We start from the raw sequence: 16836 nt of genomic DNA, 5'->3' as shown, positions 1-16836 counted from the left end.
GTCACATATTCCTAGCATTTATATTTTAATTTCCTACAAATATTATTAACGTTTGTCTGGATTTTCGTATCCGTTTTTAACTATTTTTTCGCCTTTGCAGGTGTTTATTCTTTGGCCTTCAAATTCTACTATTCCACAGTTTTCACCGTTACTCATTGGTACGTCTTCTACGATTGACTCTTGATATTCTTTAATCTTTTCAATCTCTTCATTTGTTTTTTCGTAATTTACTTTGTCTTCTTTTTCTAAATCATCTGTTTCATATACTAATTTTTCTTTATTGTTTTCCATATTGATGCTCCTTTATATCTTTTATAAAATATACCCCTATTTTTGTATTTTAAAAGACCCCTAAGGGGTCTTTTATTTTAGTGGGTTGCTCCGCCTGTTACGCTTAGGTCTTCTTTATCGTTATATTTTACTATTGCACGAATAGCTGCATTTAGACCTTTTACAATATCTTCAAGGCTCATTGATGCAGTATCTTTTTTATCTACTACTTGTTCTGTTAAAAATGGTACGTGGATAAATCCTGCTTTTATATTTCCATATTTTTCTGCCAAGTATAAATCTTGATACATTATGTGGTTACAAACAAAGGTACCTGCTGTGTTTGATACACTTGCTGGTAGGTTTTCTTTTTTGATTTCTTCTACCATTGCTTTGATTGGTAGGGTTGAGAAATATGCTGGAGCACCATCTTCTCTGATAACTACATCAATTGGTTGTTTACCTTCGTTATCTTCTATACGAGCGTCATCTTGGTTTATTGCTACTCTTTCTACTGTAATACCATATCTACCACCTGCTTGGCCGATTGATAAAACTACATCTGGCTTTACTTCTTTGATTTTTTCTTCAACAACATCTGCAGCTTTATGAAATACTGTTGGTATTTCAAGTTTAATTATTTCTGCTCCCTCGATATTGTCATCTATTCTTTTTACTGATTCTATAGCTGGATTTGTTGGTTCTCCACCAAATGGGTCAAATCCTGTTACTAAAATTTTCATTTATTCCTCCTAAAACGCCCAAAATCTCATTAATAGTATGTGGGCAATTATCATCAATATTGAGAATGGTGCTTGTTCTTTTATTACCCCATTTCTATCTTTCATATCTAATAATCCTACTGGAAGTACGTTAAAGTTACCAGCCATTGGTGTCATAAGTGTACCACAATATCCTGCTGTCATGGCGAGTGCTGCAGCAATTGCCGGATCTGCTCCTTGGGCTATTACAAATGGAACACCAATTCCTGCTGTAATTACAGTAAAGGCTGCAAAGGCATTACCCATAATTGCTGTAAATATTACCATACCTAGTACATAAGCTATAGATCCTGTCCATGGATTTACTGTTGGTATCATACCACCTATTATAGATGCAATAACATCACCAACACCTGCTGCTGCAAAGATAGCTCCTAGGGCTGCTAAAAGTTGTGGTAAAATTGCAACCGCCCCTACTTGTTGAACCATTCTATCAGATTGTTTCATCATATCACCAAAGCCTGATTTGGTCATTATCATTACAACAATAATTGCAACTATTGCTGTAAAACCAAGGATAGATGATGAAGAATCTGGGATAAGTTTTGCAAGGATAATTGCAAGGACTGCCATAACTATAACTGGGATAAATATTTTGTTTCCAAGTCTGTCTGAGCCTTCTACTTCTACTCTTTGATCATTAACGATGGCACCTTTTACCATGATTCCATTCATAAGTGAAATAATTCCAATGATTACTACTAATATTCCAGAAACCATAGATGGTATCAATTTTCCAAAGGCAAAAAGTGTACCTAGGATAAGCCAGAACAATACTGTTGTAAATTTCTTTTCACCATCTTCTGATCTTGCTACCCTAAATGCTGTAAAGAAAAATTGTAGGCCTATTAATACAAATATAAATTCTAAGAACATTGGGAAAAAGTCTGCTGTTGGAATTCCAAATATTGTTTGCATTATTTAGCCTCCTTTAATTTTCTATCATCAATTATATTTTTAATAACTCCAAGTACTAAACAAATTAAGGCAATTGGTAGGGATTTTGATGCAATGTCTGCATTTGTCACTGGATAACCTAATGATTCCATTTGACCGGTAATTAAAAGTACGCCACCTGCACCAATAAAAGTATTTTGGGCAAAGAAGTTACCAAAGTTTTCCATGGATGTAGCACGTGCTTTTAATTTTTCGCTTTGTTCTGGAGTTAACTTTCCATTTTGTTTTTCAACTGCTGCTTCTGCCATTGGGAAAATGATTGGTCTTACAAATTGCACTAGACCATAGATTCTCATAGATAAGAATCCTGCTAGTTCCCTAAAGACTAAGTAAACGCTGAATAAAGCACCTGCTGATAGATTTTCTCGTTTTTTAACTAATTTTTCTGCCGATTGCTTTAAACCAAATTGTTCAGATAAACCAATTACTGGTAGGGTTATGATAAATAGAGTTACTATTCTTTGATTTACAAAATTTTCGCCAAGTATGGTTAGAAATTCTGGGATAGAAATTCCAGCAACCATAGCTGTGACAAATCCTGATAATATAACTGTAAATACGATATTTAATTTGAAAATAAATCCAAGTACAATTATCAGAATACCTATAAGTTTTAAATATTCCATATAAATCCTCCTATTGAATATTGTATAATAATAAGATATTTTTTATAAAAAGTCAATGTAATGTATGTTAAATAATGCTAAAATACTTACAAAATAAAAAGACTAAATTTATCTTTTTTTACTTTTTAAGTTTATCTATCCATTCTTTTTTGATGGCATTCATTTCTTTTTCTACTTGATCGCCTAACTCTTCCAATTCTTGCTCAGTAAATAATTTTTTAGCTACTTTTGCAAATTCTTCTTCCTCTTCATCCATGTGGTGGGTACCTACTTCTTCAAGTACACTAAATTTTGCATCCCATGTTTCATTATCAAAGGGAGTATTATTTAAAACTCCTAATTGAAACATGAGTAAAGAATGTTCTTCTGGCATTTCTAATGTTGTGTCTTTATCATCTTGTTTTTCACATTTTCAAGTGCTTTTGGAAAAATTACTTTTTCTTCAGCCTCGTGGTGGCCTGCTAAAAGTGCATATAATTCATAAAAGGCATTTTCTTTTGTCCTAGCTGTAGAAGACTTCACCTTTTCGATTAAATCCTTTACTTCTTTGTGAATATTTTCGTTTAATTGTATATAATTCATTATGAACTCCTTATTTTATATTCCTTATTTATTATAATTTATTATATAAAACTCAGCGATTTATAGCAATCGAATTTCCTGGTATAATGGTTTTAAGGAGAAAATATGGAATACAAATTAATAAGCGGGAATGAACTGGAAAATAATTTAGAAAAATATTTTATAATAGATGTTAGGACAAGAGACGAGTATTTGGATGGACACGTTCCTGGGTCTATAAATATTCCCTATTATGAGATTTTAGAAAATCTTGACAAGATAGATACTGATAAATCTCTAGTTCTTTATTGTGGATCTACTAGACGCAGTGAATTTGCTGCTGATATGCTAAGCCATGCAAACATATCTGATATAACAATCGCCCCAGGTGTCAGACTTTACGAATATAAAATGACAAAATAAAACTCCTAGAACTATCTAGGAGCTTTATTTATTCATCTAAGAACTCTAAAATGTCTTCATAGACTATTTCTTTGTTGTTTTCATTTAAAATTTCATGTTGCATTTCTGGGTAGACTTTCTGGCTGATATTATTATAGCCAGCTTGTCTTAAAGTTTTTATAGAACTTTCTAGGCCAATGTCAGATCCTGTTACTATATCATCTGCACCAGTTGCTGAATGAATTTTAAGCTTAGGATTTTGTAGTTTGTAATCATTAACCTTTGACATCTTATTATTTAAGTCAATAATTGTAACAACTCCTCTTTCTAAAAATTGAAATACCCTAAAGCTATCATTTCTTTTTTCTATAACATTGTCCATATTGTAAGAAATCCATGTATCTCTACCATCTCCCGGCAATAGTGGTGAAAGAATAGCTGCCTGGTATTCACCAAAATAAAAAGAGATAATATTTCCTAAAAATACTCCAAACCCAGCAATTTTGCTATGCTCGACTGTTCCTATTAGAATTAATTTATCGATAGAATCATCATGATTTTGTAAGTAGGTTCGAGCAACCATCGATCCCATTGAATGACCAATCATATAAACTGGCAAGTATGGATGTTTGCTTTGTACAAATTTATTAACTACATAGGTATCATCAATTAGTTCTTCAGATAGTCTCATATACCCATTTGGATATTTTTCAGAAATACTTTTGCCATGTCCCCTATGGTCGTGGGATATAACTGTGTATCCATTATCTACTAAAAATTTTATAAAATCTAAATAATTGTAAGAATGCTCGGCCATACCATGGACAATTTGTACAATTCCCTTTGGATTTTCATTTTCATATAATCTTACGAAAATATCATGACCGTCTGTATTTGTAATGTACATTTCACTATGGTCATCGAAAGTTTGTTTTAGCTTTACAAACCATTTTCTTCCTACATTCATTTTTTTGTAATCACGAGTTTTTTTGAAATAATGAATTTGAGGTAAAAATAATAATATTATTAGTATAGGAAATAAATAATCAAGCATGTCTACTCCTCCACTTTTTGGACATTTATTGCAGAAGGACCGCGAGGCTGATCGATAATTTCAAAACAAACTTGATCGCCCTCAGATAATTTTTTGTAATCTTCATCTGAAATAATATTAGAAAAGTGAACAAAATAATCTACATTATCAGAATTTATAAAACCATATCCTTTTTCGTTATCAAAAAATTTTACAATTCCCTTTGTCATTATTTTTCCTTTACTGCACTAAATAAAATTCGTAAACTATCTGCTTTAACCGGACCAAAATCATCTTCATCATAGGTTTTTATATCATGAAAGCCAGCTTCTTTTACTTTTTGACTTACTTGATCTACAGTATACACTCGTTCCAACTGATATTCGTAAATCCTATCATAGCAACCATCTTTATTCTCCACAAAAAAATTCAAATGCATATCTATCAAATCATCTTCATAAAAGTTGTCCCAAGTATAGAAAATATCTTCATACTCATAAACATAACAATTTGAACCAAAAACTTCTTTCATCTTATATTCTGAATTTATATCAAAAACTAATAATCCATTATCTTTAAGATTTTTATAGCAATTGTCAAAAAGTTTTTGTAATTCTTTTGGGTCTGTTACATAATTTATGGAATCTAGTAGGATTACTATCAAATCATATTTATCAGGATTTTCAAACTCGACCATATCGTAATAAATCAAATTTACATTGTCATTATCATATTTTTCAGCAAAAACATTTAGCATATCTGGTGAAATATCCAAGGCATCAATATTCTTAAACTCATCAAAAAAATAATGAGTAAGCATACCAGAGCCTGCAGCAAGCTCCAGCATGTTTTCTCTTTTATTATTGTACTTATCTAAAAGATTTAAGATGTTTTTCGCATAGCCTTCATAGTCTATATCAAAGCTTAATTTATCATATATATAAGAAAAATATTCGTACATTACTTATCCTTGATTTCTTCAAATGATGCCTTGGTTTTTTCTAGTAAATCTTCGTAGTTAGCAAGCTTTTCGCGTTCTTCATTTACAACAGCTTCTGGAGCCTTGCTTACGAAGTTTTCGTTATTTAACTTACCACTTGCTCTTTTAATTTCGCTTTCTAGTCTTTTAATCTCATCTTTTAGACGAGCACGTTCTTTTTCATAGTCCATTAAATCATCCAGACTCATTAGAACAGAAAATTCATTAAATACTAGATTTACTAGGTTTTCTTTATCTCCATCAAATTCTTCTTTTAGATATATATCCACTTGGTTAGAATTTGCAAGATTTTTAAATTGACCTTTTAGATTTTCTAGTAGATTTTTGTAATCTTCATTTTCTGCAAGGATTATTAAATCTTGTTTGGTTTTTGCCCCTACATTTAAGGTTGACCTTTGGTTTCTGATTGCTGTAATAGCTTCTATAGCTGAATTTACTGTTGCTTCTTCATCTATAAATTCAAACTCTTCATTGAATTTTGGCCACTCTTCTACTATCAGCATATCATCTTTGTTTGGAAGGGCTGAGTAGATTTCTTCTGTGATAAATGGCATGAATGGATGAAGTAAGGCTATCATTTTATTTAGTACATATAATAAAACTTTTTTTACATCTGACTTAGCTGCCTGATCATCTGCATTTAATCTTAATTTTGCAAATTCGATGTACCAGTCGCAGTATTCTTCCCATATAAAGTTTTCGATTCTGCTTGCTGCAAGACCTATTTCATATTTTTCTAGGTTTTTTGTTACTTCTTCTATAACATTATTTAAGCGTTTTAAAATCCATTTATCTTCTAGGGCAAGGTTTTCTATGGTTGAGAAGTCTAGGTCATCACCTTCTTCGATATTCATTAGGACAAAGCGAGTTGCATTCCATAATTTATTGGCAAAATTACGGCTGGCGATTACTCTTTTTTCATCATAACGCATGTCATTTCCTGGACTATTTCCAGTAATAAGAGTAAATCTTAGTGCATCTGCACCATGCTCGTTTACAACATCAATTGGATCAACACCATTTCCTAAGGACTTACTCATTTTTCTGCCTTGTGGGTCACGGATAAGTCCTGTAAATAATACATGGTTAAATGGTACTTTTTCTGTTGTATAAAGGGATGCAAATACCATTCTGATTACCCAGAAGAATATGATGTCATAACCTGTTACTAAAATGTCTGTTGGAAAGAAATAGTCTAATTTTTCATTTTCTACTGGCCAACCAAGGGTTGCAAATGGCCAAAGTGCTGATGAGAACCATGTATCAAGTGTGTCTTCTTCTTGGGTAACATGAACACCGTTTAGCATTCCATTTTCATCTGGCTCTTCTTCTGAAACTATTATTTCTCCATCATCAGTGTAGAATACTGGAAGCCTGTGTCCCCACCATAACTGACGGGAAATTGTCCAGTCTCTTATATTGTTTAGCCAGTTCATATAGGTTTTACCTAAAGAATCTGGAATTAATTTTAGCTCTCCATTTTGGTAAACTTCAGCAGCCATCTTTGCAAGTTCATCCATTTTTACAAACCATTGTTTAGAAATAAGAGGTTCTATAACAACATTTGTTCTCTCACTGTATCCTACAGCATGGGTTAGAGTTTCAATCTTTTCTAAATATCCTTCATCTTCTAATTGTTTTACTAAAAGTTTACGGGCTTCGTATCTATCAAGGCCAGAGTATTGACCATAATCATCAGTGATATGACCTTTTGTATCTATTACTACACATTGGCCTAGATTGTGGCGTTCTCCAACTTCAAAGTCATTTGGGTCATGGCTTGGAGTAATTTTTACACAACCAGTACCATATTCCATATCTACATATTCATCTTCAATTAAAGGAATTTTTCTTCCAACTACTGGTAAAATTAAATTTTTGCCAATTTTATCTTTAAATCTAGGATCTTCTGGATTTACTGCAACTGCAAGGTCCCCAAACATAGTTTCTGGACGGGTTGTAGCAATTGTAATATATTCGTCACTATCTTCAAAGAAGTATTTGATGTACCAAAGATTGCCCTCTTTTTCTACATGGTAAACTTCGGCATCTGAGATAGCAGTTTCTGCTTCTGGATCCCAGTTTACAATTCGATTACCTTGGTAAATTAAACCATCATCGTACATTTTTTTGAAAACACGTTTTACTGCACGAGTTAGATTTTCATCCATAGTAAAGCTATCATAGTCCCAATCACAAGAAACACCAATAGTTCTTAATTGTCTTTTGATAGTACCACCGTATTCTTCTGTCCAAGCCCAGGCTTCTTCTAAGAATTTTTCACGGCCTAGTTCTTTTTTTGTATGACCTTCGCTACGAATTTTGCCAACTACCTTTGCTTCTGTAGATATAGATGCGTGGTCTGTTCCTGGTATCCAAAGTGCTTCAAAACCTGCCATTCTTTTGTAACGAATGATTATATCTTGGATTGTATTATTTAAAGCATGTCCTAGGTGTAATTGACCTGTAACATTTGGTGGTGGCATAACTATAGTAAATGGTTTTTTATCCCTGTTTACATCTGCTTTAAAATATCCACCATCTTCCCATTTTTTATAGATTTCTTTTTCAAATCCACTAGGATTATATTTTGTTTCCATTATTTCTCCTTTTAGTTCGCATTTAAAAAAGGTGGCAAGACCATAGCTCTAGGACGAGTTATCGCGTTACCACCTAAATTCCTTTTAATTAAAAGACTCTTAATGTACTTATGCGTACCACATTGAAATTATGTAAAAGCAACCTTCAAAAGCTTGTAGCTAAAGATTTGCACCAACCATCTTTTCTCTAAAAGCACTTACAATTTACTCCTCTTTTACAATTTCATATTAATTTTCATTTATCATTATATTACCATAAACTATTTTGTCAAAAATCCTATTTGCATATGAAAACATTTTTACTTATTCTAATATAATATTTATTACAAAATAATCTTTAAATTTATTAATATTTTTGAATGATTTTTGCCAACAAATTATTTATGAAAATATTTTCATATTCAAAAAATAGTGTTATAATATTGCTAGGGTTAGAGGAGGAAATTTATGGATTTATTTGTTTTTGTAATTTCAGATACAGATGGTGTCGGTATATCGAGGCTAGCGCATAATACTATGGAAAAATTTGAAATACAATACATCGAGAAAACCTTTGCTAATGTAAGAGCATTAGAGAATTTATCAGATGTTTTAGATCAAATTGATAGCAATAACGGATATAAAATAATTTTCAACTCTCTAAATGACCCAGATCACAATAAGTTTCTTAAAAATTTTGGCAAAGATAAGGCTATACTTACCATTAATTATGCTAGCTATTCTCTAAATAAAATTTCTGAATTTTTGGGCATAGACCCTGTTGATGGTTTTTCTAATGATGATTTAGACATAGTCCACAATTACAAACGTTTAGATGCCTTGGAATTTGCTATAAAATATGATGATGGTAGGGATTTTAAGGGACTAAAATATTGTGATATTTGTATAATAGGAGTTTCAAGATCATCCAAGACTCCTCTTTCAGTATATCTAGCAAGTATTGGATATAAAGTCATAAATGTTCCTATTTTGTTAGATGCAAAAGTTCCACGTGAACTTTTTGAAATTGATTCTAGGAAAATTTTTGGCTTGACCCTTGATGCACATAGGCTACAAAAAATCAGAGAAGAAAGACTAAAATCTATTAACCTTTCTTCAGATTCTCATTATTCAGATTTAAAGCGTATCGAAAATGAAATAGCCTATGCAAAGGAGCTAATGGAGGATTTGGATTGTACTATAATAGATGTTACATACAAATCAATCGAAGAAACTTCAGAATACATAATCAGCAACATCGAAAATATAAATAGAGAAAGGGAAAAATAATGACCGAAAAATATGTTTATAATTTTAATGAGGGCAACAAAGAAATGAAGGCCCTTTTGGGTGGTAAAGGCGCAAATCTTGCCGAAATGACTACAATGGGTATTTGCGTACCTTATGGTTTTACCGTTACAACTGAAGCATGTACAAGGTTTTATAAGGAAGATCAAAAGTTATGGGATGACTTAAATAACGAAGTTTCAGAACATATCAAAGGCCTTGAAAAAGAAAACGGAAAAACATTTGGATCTACAGATGATCCACTTTTAGTCTCAGTAAGATCAGGAGCGCCTATTTCTATGCCAGGTATGATGGATACCATCTTAAACCTAGGCTTAAATGATGATGCTGTTTTGGGTTTGGCTAAAAAAACTGAAAACGAAAGATTTGCTTATGATTCTTACAGAAGATTTATCCAAATGTTTGCAGATGTTGCAATGGAACTAGATAAAAACAATTTTGAAAAACTATTATCTGCTAAGAAAAAGGATAGAAATGTTGAAAACGACACCGACCTAAATGCAGATGACCTTAAAGAATTAGTAGAAGAATATAAAGCAAAATATAAAGAACTTAAAGGAGAAGATTTCCCACAAGATCCACGTGAGCAATTGGATTTAGCTATATCTGCTGTATTTAAATCATGGGGAAATGACCGTGCGATTCTTTATAGAAAATTAAATGATATTGATGATTCTATGGGTACAGCTGTAAATGTCCAAACCATGGTTTTCGGAAATATGGGAGATACTTCTGGAACTGGTGTAGCATTTTCAAGAAACCCAGCAACTGGAGAAAACAAATTATTTGGTGAATATTTGATAAATGCCCAAGGTGAGGATGTTGTAGCTGGTGTTAGAACCCCACAAGAAATCTCAACACTTAAGGATGCTATGCCAGAAGTTTACCAAGAGTTTTCTTACACTGCAAAAAAACTTGAAGAACACTACAAAGATATGCAGGATATGGAATTTACTATCCAAGAAGGAAAATTATTCTTACTTCAAACAAGAAATGGTAAAAGAACAGCTCATGCTGCAGTAAAAGCTGCCATAGATATGGTAGATGAAGGATTAATTGATAAAAAAGAAGCTGTTTTAAGAGTAAATCCAAAAGATTTAGATGGTCTACTCCACCCTACTTTTACAGATGAAGCTAAAAAATCAAATGAAGCTGTAACAAAAGGTCTTGCAGCATCTCCAGGTGCAGCTGTTGGTAAAATTGCCTTTAAAGCAAAAGATGCCGCTATTAGAGCAACAGATGGAGAGCAAGTAATACTAGTTCGTGAAGAGACATCTCCAGAAGATCTTGAAGGAATGGTAAAAGCAAACGGTATATTAACAGCTCGTGGAGGTATGACAAGCCATGCAGCAGTAGTAGCTCGTGGTATGGGTAAATGTTGTGTATCAGGTGCAAGCGATATTCATATTGATGAAGATGAAGGCGCAATGAGAATTGGCGATAAAGTTTATACAAAAGATGATACAATTTCTCTAAATGGTTCTACAGGTGAAGTTTATATCGGAAGTCTAGAAACTCAATCTCCTCAATTAGAAGGAAACTTCGGCAAATTTATGGAATGGGTTGATGAATTTAGAGATATGAAAATCAGAACAAATGCAGATACTCCAAGAGATGTTGAACAAGCCCTAGAATTTGGGGCTGAAGGAATTGGCCTTTGCCGTACAGAGCATATGTTCTTTAAAGAAGATAGGATTTTCCAAGTCCGTAAAATGATTTTAGCAAATGATTTAGAAACAAGAAAGTCCGCCCTAGAAAAAATCCTACCAATGCAAGAAGATGACTTTTACCAAATCTACACACTTATGGGTGATAGACCAGTAACAGTAAGACTTTTAGATCCACCACTTCACGAATTTTTACCAAGAGGTGAAGCTGAAATCAGAGACCTAGCTGTAGAACTTGACATAAAGCCAGCTAGAGTAAGAGAAAGAATTAGTGAGCTTGAAGAAGTAAACCCAATGCTAGGTTTTAGAGGACTTAGACTTGGAGTAAGATACCCAGAAATTTCTCGAATGCAAGCAAGAGCAATTATTCAAGCAGCAATTCACTGCCATGAAGAAGGAATTGAAGTAATTCCAGAAATAATGATACCTTTATCAAGTGATGTAAAAGAATTAAAATATGTAATTGATGAAGTAAATGATGAAATCCAAAAAGTATTCGAAGAAAAAGGAAAAGAAATCAAATACCTTGTAGGTACAATGATAGAAATCCCTAGAGCAGCTATAACAGCTGACGAAATAGCAGAAATCACAGATTTCTTTAGCTTTGGTACAAATGACCTTACACAAATGACATTTGGTCTATCAAGAGATGATGCTGGCAAATTCTTACCTTTATACCTAGAAAAAGATTTATTTGCAAAAGATCCATTCCAAGTATTAGATCAGAAAGGTGTAGGTTTCTTAGTTGAAACAGCTGTAGAAAAAGGTAGATCAGCAAATAAAGATCTACACTTAGGAATTTGTGGAGAACACGGCGGTGAACCATCCACTGTAAAATACTTATATAATGTTGGTTTAGATTATGCATCTTGTTCACCATTTAGAGTACCAATAGCAAAACTAGCTGCTGCTCAAGCTGATATTGAAAAAAACGATAAATAAAAAACAAAAATAAAGGGCCTGAATAATATCCAGGTCCTTTTAATTTTTACTTCACTAAATTAAATTATTTTCTTCTAACCACAAATCTATATCAGTTTTTATTTTATTCTTTAGTAGTAATTTTCTTTATATAATTTTGAAACTAAAAACCATTACTTAAGCTAATCGCTTTCTTATATTCTTAGATATGATTTCTTATTAGTTTTACAGTTAAAACATTTCCATCAAGTTTTATATCAGACTCATCAACCAAATATCCTATAACTTTTAATTCCTCTTCACTATCAGAGTCCATCAACCCATCGTAATAATCATCATAGGCTAAGACTCTTGGCGTTTTTAATTCGTCTTTTAGTTCTTCTATATTTAAAACTTTTGGATCTATAACTCCTTCTATGAAAACACTTGTAGATTTTTTATCTATATTTATATTGGCATTTATACTTTGAAAATTATTAAGGACAAAGTATTCAACCATTACATTTAAAATTTTTCTTGCCTTATCTCTTTCCTTAATCACGTTCACGCCTTTCTTTTAAATCTCTAAATATCGGCAACAAGACAGCTGCAACAAAAGCTCCTGCTAGGCCATTGTTGTATAAATTTAGACCACCATGTATCAAACCTGTATTGGTTGCTACAGCTTTATGCAAAAATCCTGCAATAATCCCTGCTAAAAATCCAAATTCTCCAGCTAGGGGTGCTATAGTTGTTGAAAATAATCCTGTCAAAACTGCAGTTGTGCTTGATGGTTCATATTTATTTAAATTGCTAGCTAAAAATACCCCCATCATAATTGGCAATACATTACGTGGATGTTTACCAAATGCAGCAAATCCAATTATTGTAAAAATTCCACCTATTATAGGACCATTGAAGATACCATTACTTAATTTTACAAAAATAATTGCAATAAGACCAGTCAGACCCATATTAATCATCACAAGATTTCTATTTGATTCAATAGTGTAGTCGGTAATTAGCTTACCACTATGGTTTAAAATATCTTTGTATCCACTCAAACCTTTATTTTTTATAAGTCCAATAATTACTAGTCCTAGGCAAAATATAAGAATAAAAGCAAATGCATATATATCATTTCCTTCATAAATTACGGATATGCTTGGTATTTCTTTATTAAACATTCTTAATAAACCAGCAAAGACTATTCCTATTACACCTATTGTAAAACCAATATTATAAAGTGAATAACCGTCATGGAACTTTACAAAATTTGATGATATTGGAACAATAATTATCCCTATTATTATACCAGATAAAAATCCTAAAATAATTCCTTGAACTAATGTAAAATCCAAACCAAAAATAAATAAGCTCACCAAAGGACTTATGCCAGTTACAAAACATAAAACATGTATATAATTTGCAATACTTAATTTCTTTATTTTTGCATAAATATAAACGCCAATCATAAGTGGTATAGAGTTTAAGATATTTTTTCCAAAGAAACCAAAACCTGTTAGGGTAAATAAACCTGCTATCAAGGCACCAGTAATGGCTGCTCCACTTTTTTCTGCAATTATAAGAGAAATCAAAAGCATAAAACCAGCGTTCATAAAACTGGCCCCTACTCCTCCAATTTGCATATAGTCTGATACTAAGATACTAGGAGAAGTAAGAATTTTCACTAGCCCATTGTAAATATCAATTGGAGAATCCAAAAATAAGGCAAAAACCATCAATAAAATGCTGAAGATATAAAATTCTAAATACTTAATTTTGCTTAATTTTTTCATATTTCTAAATCTTAACTTGTTTTTTTCTTAATCTTAAATCTTTAATTTCAATTTTGAAAATTTTTGTTATTCCCAAACTTCTTTTAATAGGGATATCAAAATAATCCATCATATCAGGAGTATATTTTTGACAAATAGCACGCATTGCTTCTATTTTTTGATCATCATCAATAATTTCTTTAGCCGCGCCCTTAATAATAACAGATTCAAAATTAGTAGTAAACACAGTATTTACAAACTTACCATGCTTGGAAGGATCTGCTGCCATCTGATTGGCTTGGTCTTTATCGTATAAATTAGGAATATTAACTTCTCCTACAAAGGTTAGATTCACTTTAGGATTTGTATTTAAATAATCGATTTTTTGGCCATGTTGACCAGTATGAATATATAAAGTATCACCAATCCTAGCAACAGACATTGGTATACCATAAGGTTCATTATCTTTTGCTAAGGAAATAACGGCATATTGGGCATTATCAATTAGCTTATAAGCTTGCTCAATTTTTTCTTTATCGATAAAATCAGTCATAATATCTCCTTTATTTATTACTTATATTTTATCTAATTATAAACGATAAATAAAATATTGACAATGAAAACGTATTAGATTATAATAGTAACTAGTTACTACAAGGGGGAGGTTAATTTGGAAGATTACTTAATAGATGCAAAACAAATGATTTTTGCAAATATTTTTATATTATCAAATAGGCTTCAAACAGCTTGTGAAAAAATCCAAACAGACATCACAATCAAGCAATGGCTAATGCTAGCAATTGCTTTAAATATGAATGAAAATAGAAATCTAAGCCAGATTGGTAATATGATGGGTTGTTCTAGGCAAAATATTAAAAAATTGGCAAAGCCTTTAGAAGAAAAGGGATATATAAAATTTATAAAAGGATCTAAGAATTCATTAAATATTGATGTTACTGATAAATTTTTTAAATACTCAAATCAAATGACAGCCAAGCATTTAGAAACTTTGACTTTATTATTCAAAGATTTTACTGATGAAGAAATTACTCAATTATTCAATTTGTATAATAAATTGGAAAGTGGTTTAACAAGGGTTGAAGAATACGGAGAAAAATTATATGAAGGGAATTAAAAAAAATATTATGCTTTTTATTGGTATCTTGCTAGTAGTAATTGGGTCTATGTTAGTTTACTTTAACATTTCCTACTCCCCATTAAAAAATGAATTTAATGACGATTTAGAAAAAATAATGCAAGAGTCAAATATTGATAATGATGTTTTTACTAAAGAAGATTTTGAAGAATATCCTACCGCCATTCAAAAATATATGGAAAAGAATGGATATATAGGTAATAAAAAAATGAATTATATTAATATTTTCTTCGCAGGAACAGACTTTATTCAGAATCCTGAAAAACCAAAATTAAAAATGGATTATAATCAGTATAATTTTGCTAAAAACCCAGCTCGTATTGCTTACATAAAAAGTTCACTTTTTGGTATTCCTTTTGAAGGTTATGATTATATTTATGATGGAAAGGGCGGTATGAAGGGTGTCATTGGTAAAAATATTACTCTTTTTGACCAAAAAGGACCTGTTATGGATGCTGGGGCCTTGTGTACATATCTTGGTGAGTCTTTATTTGTTCCTTCAGCTCTGCTTGAAAATGATATTTATTTTGAAGAAATCGACCCCTATAATATAAAGGCAAATATAAAAAATAATGGCATTACCGTGTCAGGAATATTTACTTTTAATGAAAATTACGAAATGATAAAATTTTATACCGAAGATCGAGCAGCAGTAAAGGATAATGGATCTGTCGATTATATTCCTTGGACTGCAAAATGTAGTGATTATGAAAAAAATCAAGATGGAATTAATTTTCCTAAAAAATTGCAAGCTATATGGAATTATCCTGAGGGTGATTTAGTCTACTTTGATGGCAATGTAAAATATTTTGAATACAAATAAAAAAATAAGTCTAACATAGACTTATTTTTTATAGCCAAGCATTCTCTCTTCTCCCCAATAAAATAGAGCAATTGTTCCTGGTCCTATATGACTACCAATCGTTGGACCAATATTAAATATTTTTACACCCCCATCAATATTTGGAAATTTTTCTTCTATCATTGATTTTAGTTTCTCTGCAACTTCTATATTATCTGCTGTTGATATAAATACTTTCTCATCATAATCTTGACCACCGATAATATTATTTTCCATTTTATTAACCATGGTATTTAGAAGTTTTTTTCTTGTTCTTATTTTACTAGTAACTATCAATTTACCATCATTATCTACTTCTATTAGTGGGCAAATATGTAAAACTCCACCGATACTAGCAGCTGTTTTTGAAATTCTACCACCTCTGGCTACATACTCTAAATTTTCATTACTTGTATAATTAATTACGTGAAGTTTATTATTTTCTGCCCAATTATAAAGTACTTTGGCAGATAGACCTTCATTTTTTAGTTCTGATAATTTTGTAACCAATAATCCAACGCCAGCTGATGCCATTTTAGAATCTATTGGATAGACTTTTCTTTCTGGGAAATCTTCTTTTAGAAAATCAATAGCTTCTAATAGAGATTCATATTGGCTTGACATACCTGTTGATAAGCAAATGTGTACTACATCTTGACCTTGTTCCAATAGTGGTTTTAAATAATCTATATACTCACCAGTATTTATCCTAGAAGTTGAAGGATTACTGCCTTCAGCCATGTTATCATAAAATGTTTTCATATCTAGTGTCTGTCCAAAATCATCTATGTAGTTTGTATTATTTAGCTGGTAATTTGAATTTATTATGCTTATGCCAAGTTCATTTACAAAGTCAATATTTAAGTCTATGATTGATTCTGCGCTTAAAATATAATCTGCCATGAAATCCTCCTTCAGTCTAGTCGAATAATTAATATTATATCATATCTAATATTTAAGTCTATAAGACTTATTA

General features: G+C 31.6%; 19 protein-coding genes. 5 read left to right on the top strand and 14 right to left on the bottom strand.

The annotated features are described in order from the left end of the window. Nucleotides 1-45: 45 nt before the first annotated feature. The 6 genes from OC526_RS05435 to OC526_RS05410 all read right to left on the bottom strand — a co-directional run bounded on the left by OC526_RS05435 (nucleotide 46) and on the right by OC526_RS05410 (nucleotide 3217). Nucleotides 46-291 carry a hypothetical protein gene (locus tag OC526_RS05435; protein WP_262122617.1) on the bottom strand — a complete coding sequence of 82 codons (246 nt, stop codon included), beginning with the start codon at nucleotides 289-291 and terminating at the stop codon, nucleotides 46-48. A 77-nt stretch (nucleotides 292-368) separates the two neighbouring features. Continuing rightward, nucleotides 369-1013 carry a pyroglutamyl-peptidase I gene (pcp, locus tag OC526_RS05430; protein WP_262122615.1) on the bottom strand — a complete coding sequence of 215 codons (645 nt, stop codon included), beginning with the start codon at nucleotides 1011-1013 and terminating at the stop codon, nucleotides 369-371. Nucleotides 1014-1022: 9 nt separating this feature from the next. Next, nucleotides 1023-1970, bottom strand: coding sequence for a DUF979 domain-containing protein (locus tag OC526_RS05425; protein ID WP_262122613.1), 948 nt, complete (start codon nucleotides 1968-1970; stop codon nucleotides 1023-1025). Next, nucleotides 1970-2635, bottom strand: a complete 666-nt coding sequence (locus OC526_RS05420) for a DUF969 domain-containing protein (RefSeq protein WP_262122612.1) — start codon at nucleotides 2633-2635, stop codon at nucleotides 1970-1972. Before OC526_RS05420 ends, OC526_RS05425 begins: the two co-directional genes overlap by 1 nt. 118 nt (nucleotides 2636-2753) lie before the next feature. Beyond that, nucleotides 2754-2984 (bottom strand): hypothetical protein, encoded by a 231-nt coding sequence (locus tag OC526_RS05415; RefSeq protein ID WP_262122611.1) that lies wholly within the window; start codon nucleotides 2982-2984, stop codon nucleotides 2754-2756. A 26-nt stretch (nucleotides 2985-3010) separates the two neighbouring features. Then, nucleotides 3011-3217: a hemerythrin domain-containing protein gene (locus OC526_RS05410; RefSeq protein ID WP_262122610.1), complete on the bottom strand. Its 207-nt coding sequence runs from the start codon at nucleotides 3215-3217 to the stop codon at nucleotides 3011-3013. 105 nt (nucleotides 3218-3322) lie between these two features. On the opposite strand from OC526_RS05410, the gene OC526_RS05405 reads away from it, so the two are divergent. Beyond that, a complete protein-coding gene (locus OC526_RS05405) occupies nucleotides 3323-3619 on the top strand; it encodes a rhodanese-like domain-containing protein (RefSeq protein WP_262122608.1) in 297 nt (98 codons plus the stop codon). A 28-nt stretch (nucleotides 3620-3647) separates the two neighbouring features. Here the strand turns inward: OC526_RS05405 and OC526_RS05400 are convergent, their stop codons facing one another. From OC526_RS05400 to OC526_RS05385, 4 genes are read right to left on the bottom strand one after another with little or no spacing between them, the layout of a single operon-like run. Beyond that, complete coding sequence (locus OC526_RS05400) at nucleotides 3648-4652, bottom strand: alpha/beta fold hydrolase (protein WP_262122607.1); 1005 nt, start codon at nucleotides 4650-4652, stop codon at nucleotides 3648-3650. 2 nt (nucleotides 4653-4654) lie between these two features. Beyond that, on the bottom strand, nucleotides 4655-4861 hold the full coding sequence (locus OC526_RS05395; protein ID WP_262122606.1) for a cold-shock protein: 207 nt from the start codon (nucleotides 4859-4861) through the stop codon (nucleotides 4655-4657). Beyond that, a complete protein-coding gene (locus tag OC526_RS05390) occupies nucleotides 4861-5592 on the bottom strand; it encodes a class I SAM-dependent DNA methyltransferase (protein WP_262122605.1) in 732 nt (243 codons plus the stop codon). Before OC526_RS05390 ends, OC526_RS05395 begins: the two co-directional genes overlap by 1 nt. Then, the gene (locus tag OC526_RS05385) at nucleotides 5592-8231 is read right to left on the bottom strand and encodes a valine--tRNA ligase (RefSeq protein ID WP_262122604.1); all 2640 of its coding nucleotides are present in this window, start codon (nucleotides 8229-8231) and stop codon (nucleotides 5592-5594) included. Before OC526_RS05385 ends, OC526_RS05390 begins: the two co-directional genes overlap by 1 nt. A gap of 447 nt (nucleotides 8232-8678) precedes the next feature. Here OC526_RS05385 and OC526_RS05380 point away from each other — a divergent pair, with 447 nt between their 5' ends. Further along, nucleotides 8679-9500 carry a pyruvate, water dikinase regulatory protein gene (locus OC526_RS05380; RefSeq protein ID WP_262122602.1) on the top strand — a complete coding sequence of 274 codons (822 nt, stop codon included), beginning with the start codon at nucleotides 8679-8681 and terminating at the stop codon, nucleotides 9498-9500. Beyond that, nucleotides 9500-12127: a pyruvate, phosphate dikinase gene (ppdK, locus tag OC526_RS05375; RefSeq protein ID WP_262122601.1), complete on the top strand. Its 2628-nt coding sequence runs from the start codon at nucleotides 9500-9502 to the stop codon at nucleotides 12125-12127. Before OC526_RS05380 ends, ppdK begins: the two co-directional genes overlap by 1 nt. 181 nt (nucleotides 12128-12308) lie before the next feature. Here ppdK and OC526_RS05370 read toward each other — a convergent pair whose 3' ends face one another. From OC526_RS05370 to OC526_RS05360, 3 genes are read right to left on the bottom strand one after another with little or no spacing between them, the layout of a single operon-like run. Next, on the bottom strand, nucleotides 12309-12647 hold the full coding sequence (locus OC526_RS05370; RefSeq protein WP_262122600.1) for a hypothetical protein: 339 nt from the start codon (nucleotides 12645-12647) through the stop codon (nucleotides 12309-12311). Further along, on the bottom strand, nucleotides 12640-13884 hold the full coding sequence (locus OC526_RS05365; protein WP_262122599.1) for a DUF1576 domain-containing protein: 1245 nt from the start codon (nucleotides 13882-13884) through the stop codon (nucleotides 12640-12642). The genes OC526_RS05370 and OC526_RS05365 overlap by 8 nt, the downstream gene beginning before the upstream one ends. Nucleotides 13885-13888: 4 nt before the next feature. Beyond that, complete coding sequence (locus OC526_RS05360) at nucleotides 13889-14416, bottom strand: pyridoxamine 5'-phosphate oxidase family protein (RefSeq protein ID WP_262122598.1); 528 nt, start codon at nucleotides 14414-14416, stop codon at nucleotides 13889-13891. A gap of 117 nt (nucleotides 14417-14533) precedes the next feature. Here OC526_RS05360 and OC526_RS05355 point away from each other — a divergent pair, with 117 nt between their 5' ends. Both OC526_RS05355 and OC526_RS05350 read left to right on the top strand, forming a co-directional pair. Further along, entirely contained in the window at nucleotides 14534-14998 is a 465-nt protein-coding gene (locus OC526_RS05355; protein WP_262122596.1) for a MarR family transcriptional regulator, read from the top strand. Continuing rightward, nucleotides 14985-15842, top strand: coding sequence for a DUF6544 family protein (locus OC526_RS05350; protein ID WP_262122595.1), 858 nt, complete (start codon nucleotides 14985-14987; stop codon nucleotides 15840-15842). Before OC526_RS05355 ends, OC526_RS05350 begins: the two co-directional genes overlap by 14 nt. 21 nt (nucleotides 15843-15863) lie before the next feature. On the opposite strand, the gene OC526_RS05345 is transcribed toward OC526_RS05350, so the two are convergent. Beyond that, entirely contained in the window at nucleotides 15864-16763 is a 900-nt protein-coding gene (locus OC526_RS05345; protein WP_262122594.1) for a DegV family protein, read from the bottom strand. Nucleotides 16764-16836: the final 73 nt, after the last annotated feature.

It is taken from the genome of Anaerococcus sp. Marseille-Q5996 (assembly GCF_946893725.1).
Lineage (GTDB): Bacteria > Bacillota > Clostridia > Tissierellales > Peptoniphilaceae > Anaerococcus > Anaerococcus martiniensis.
This window is presented reverse-complemented; position numbering and strand designations above follow the sequence as displayed.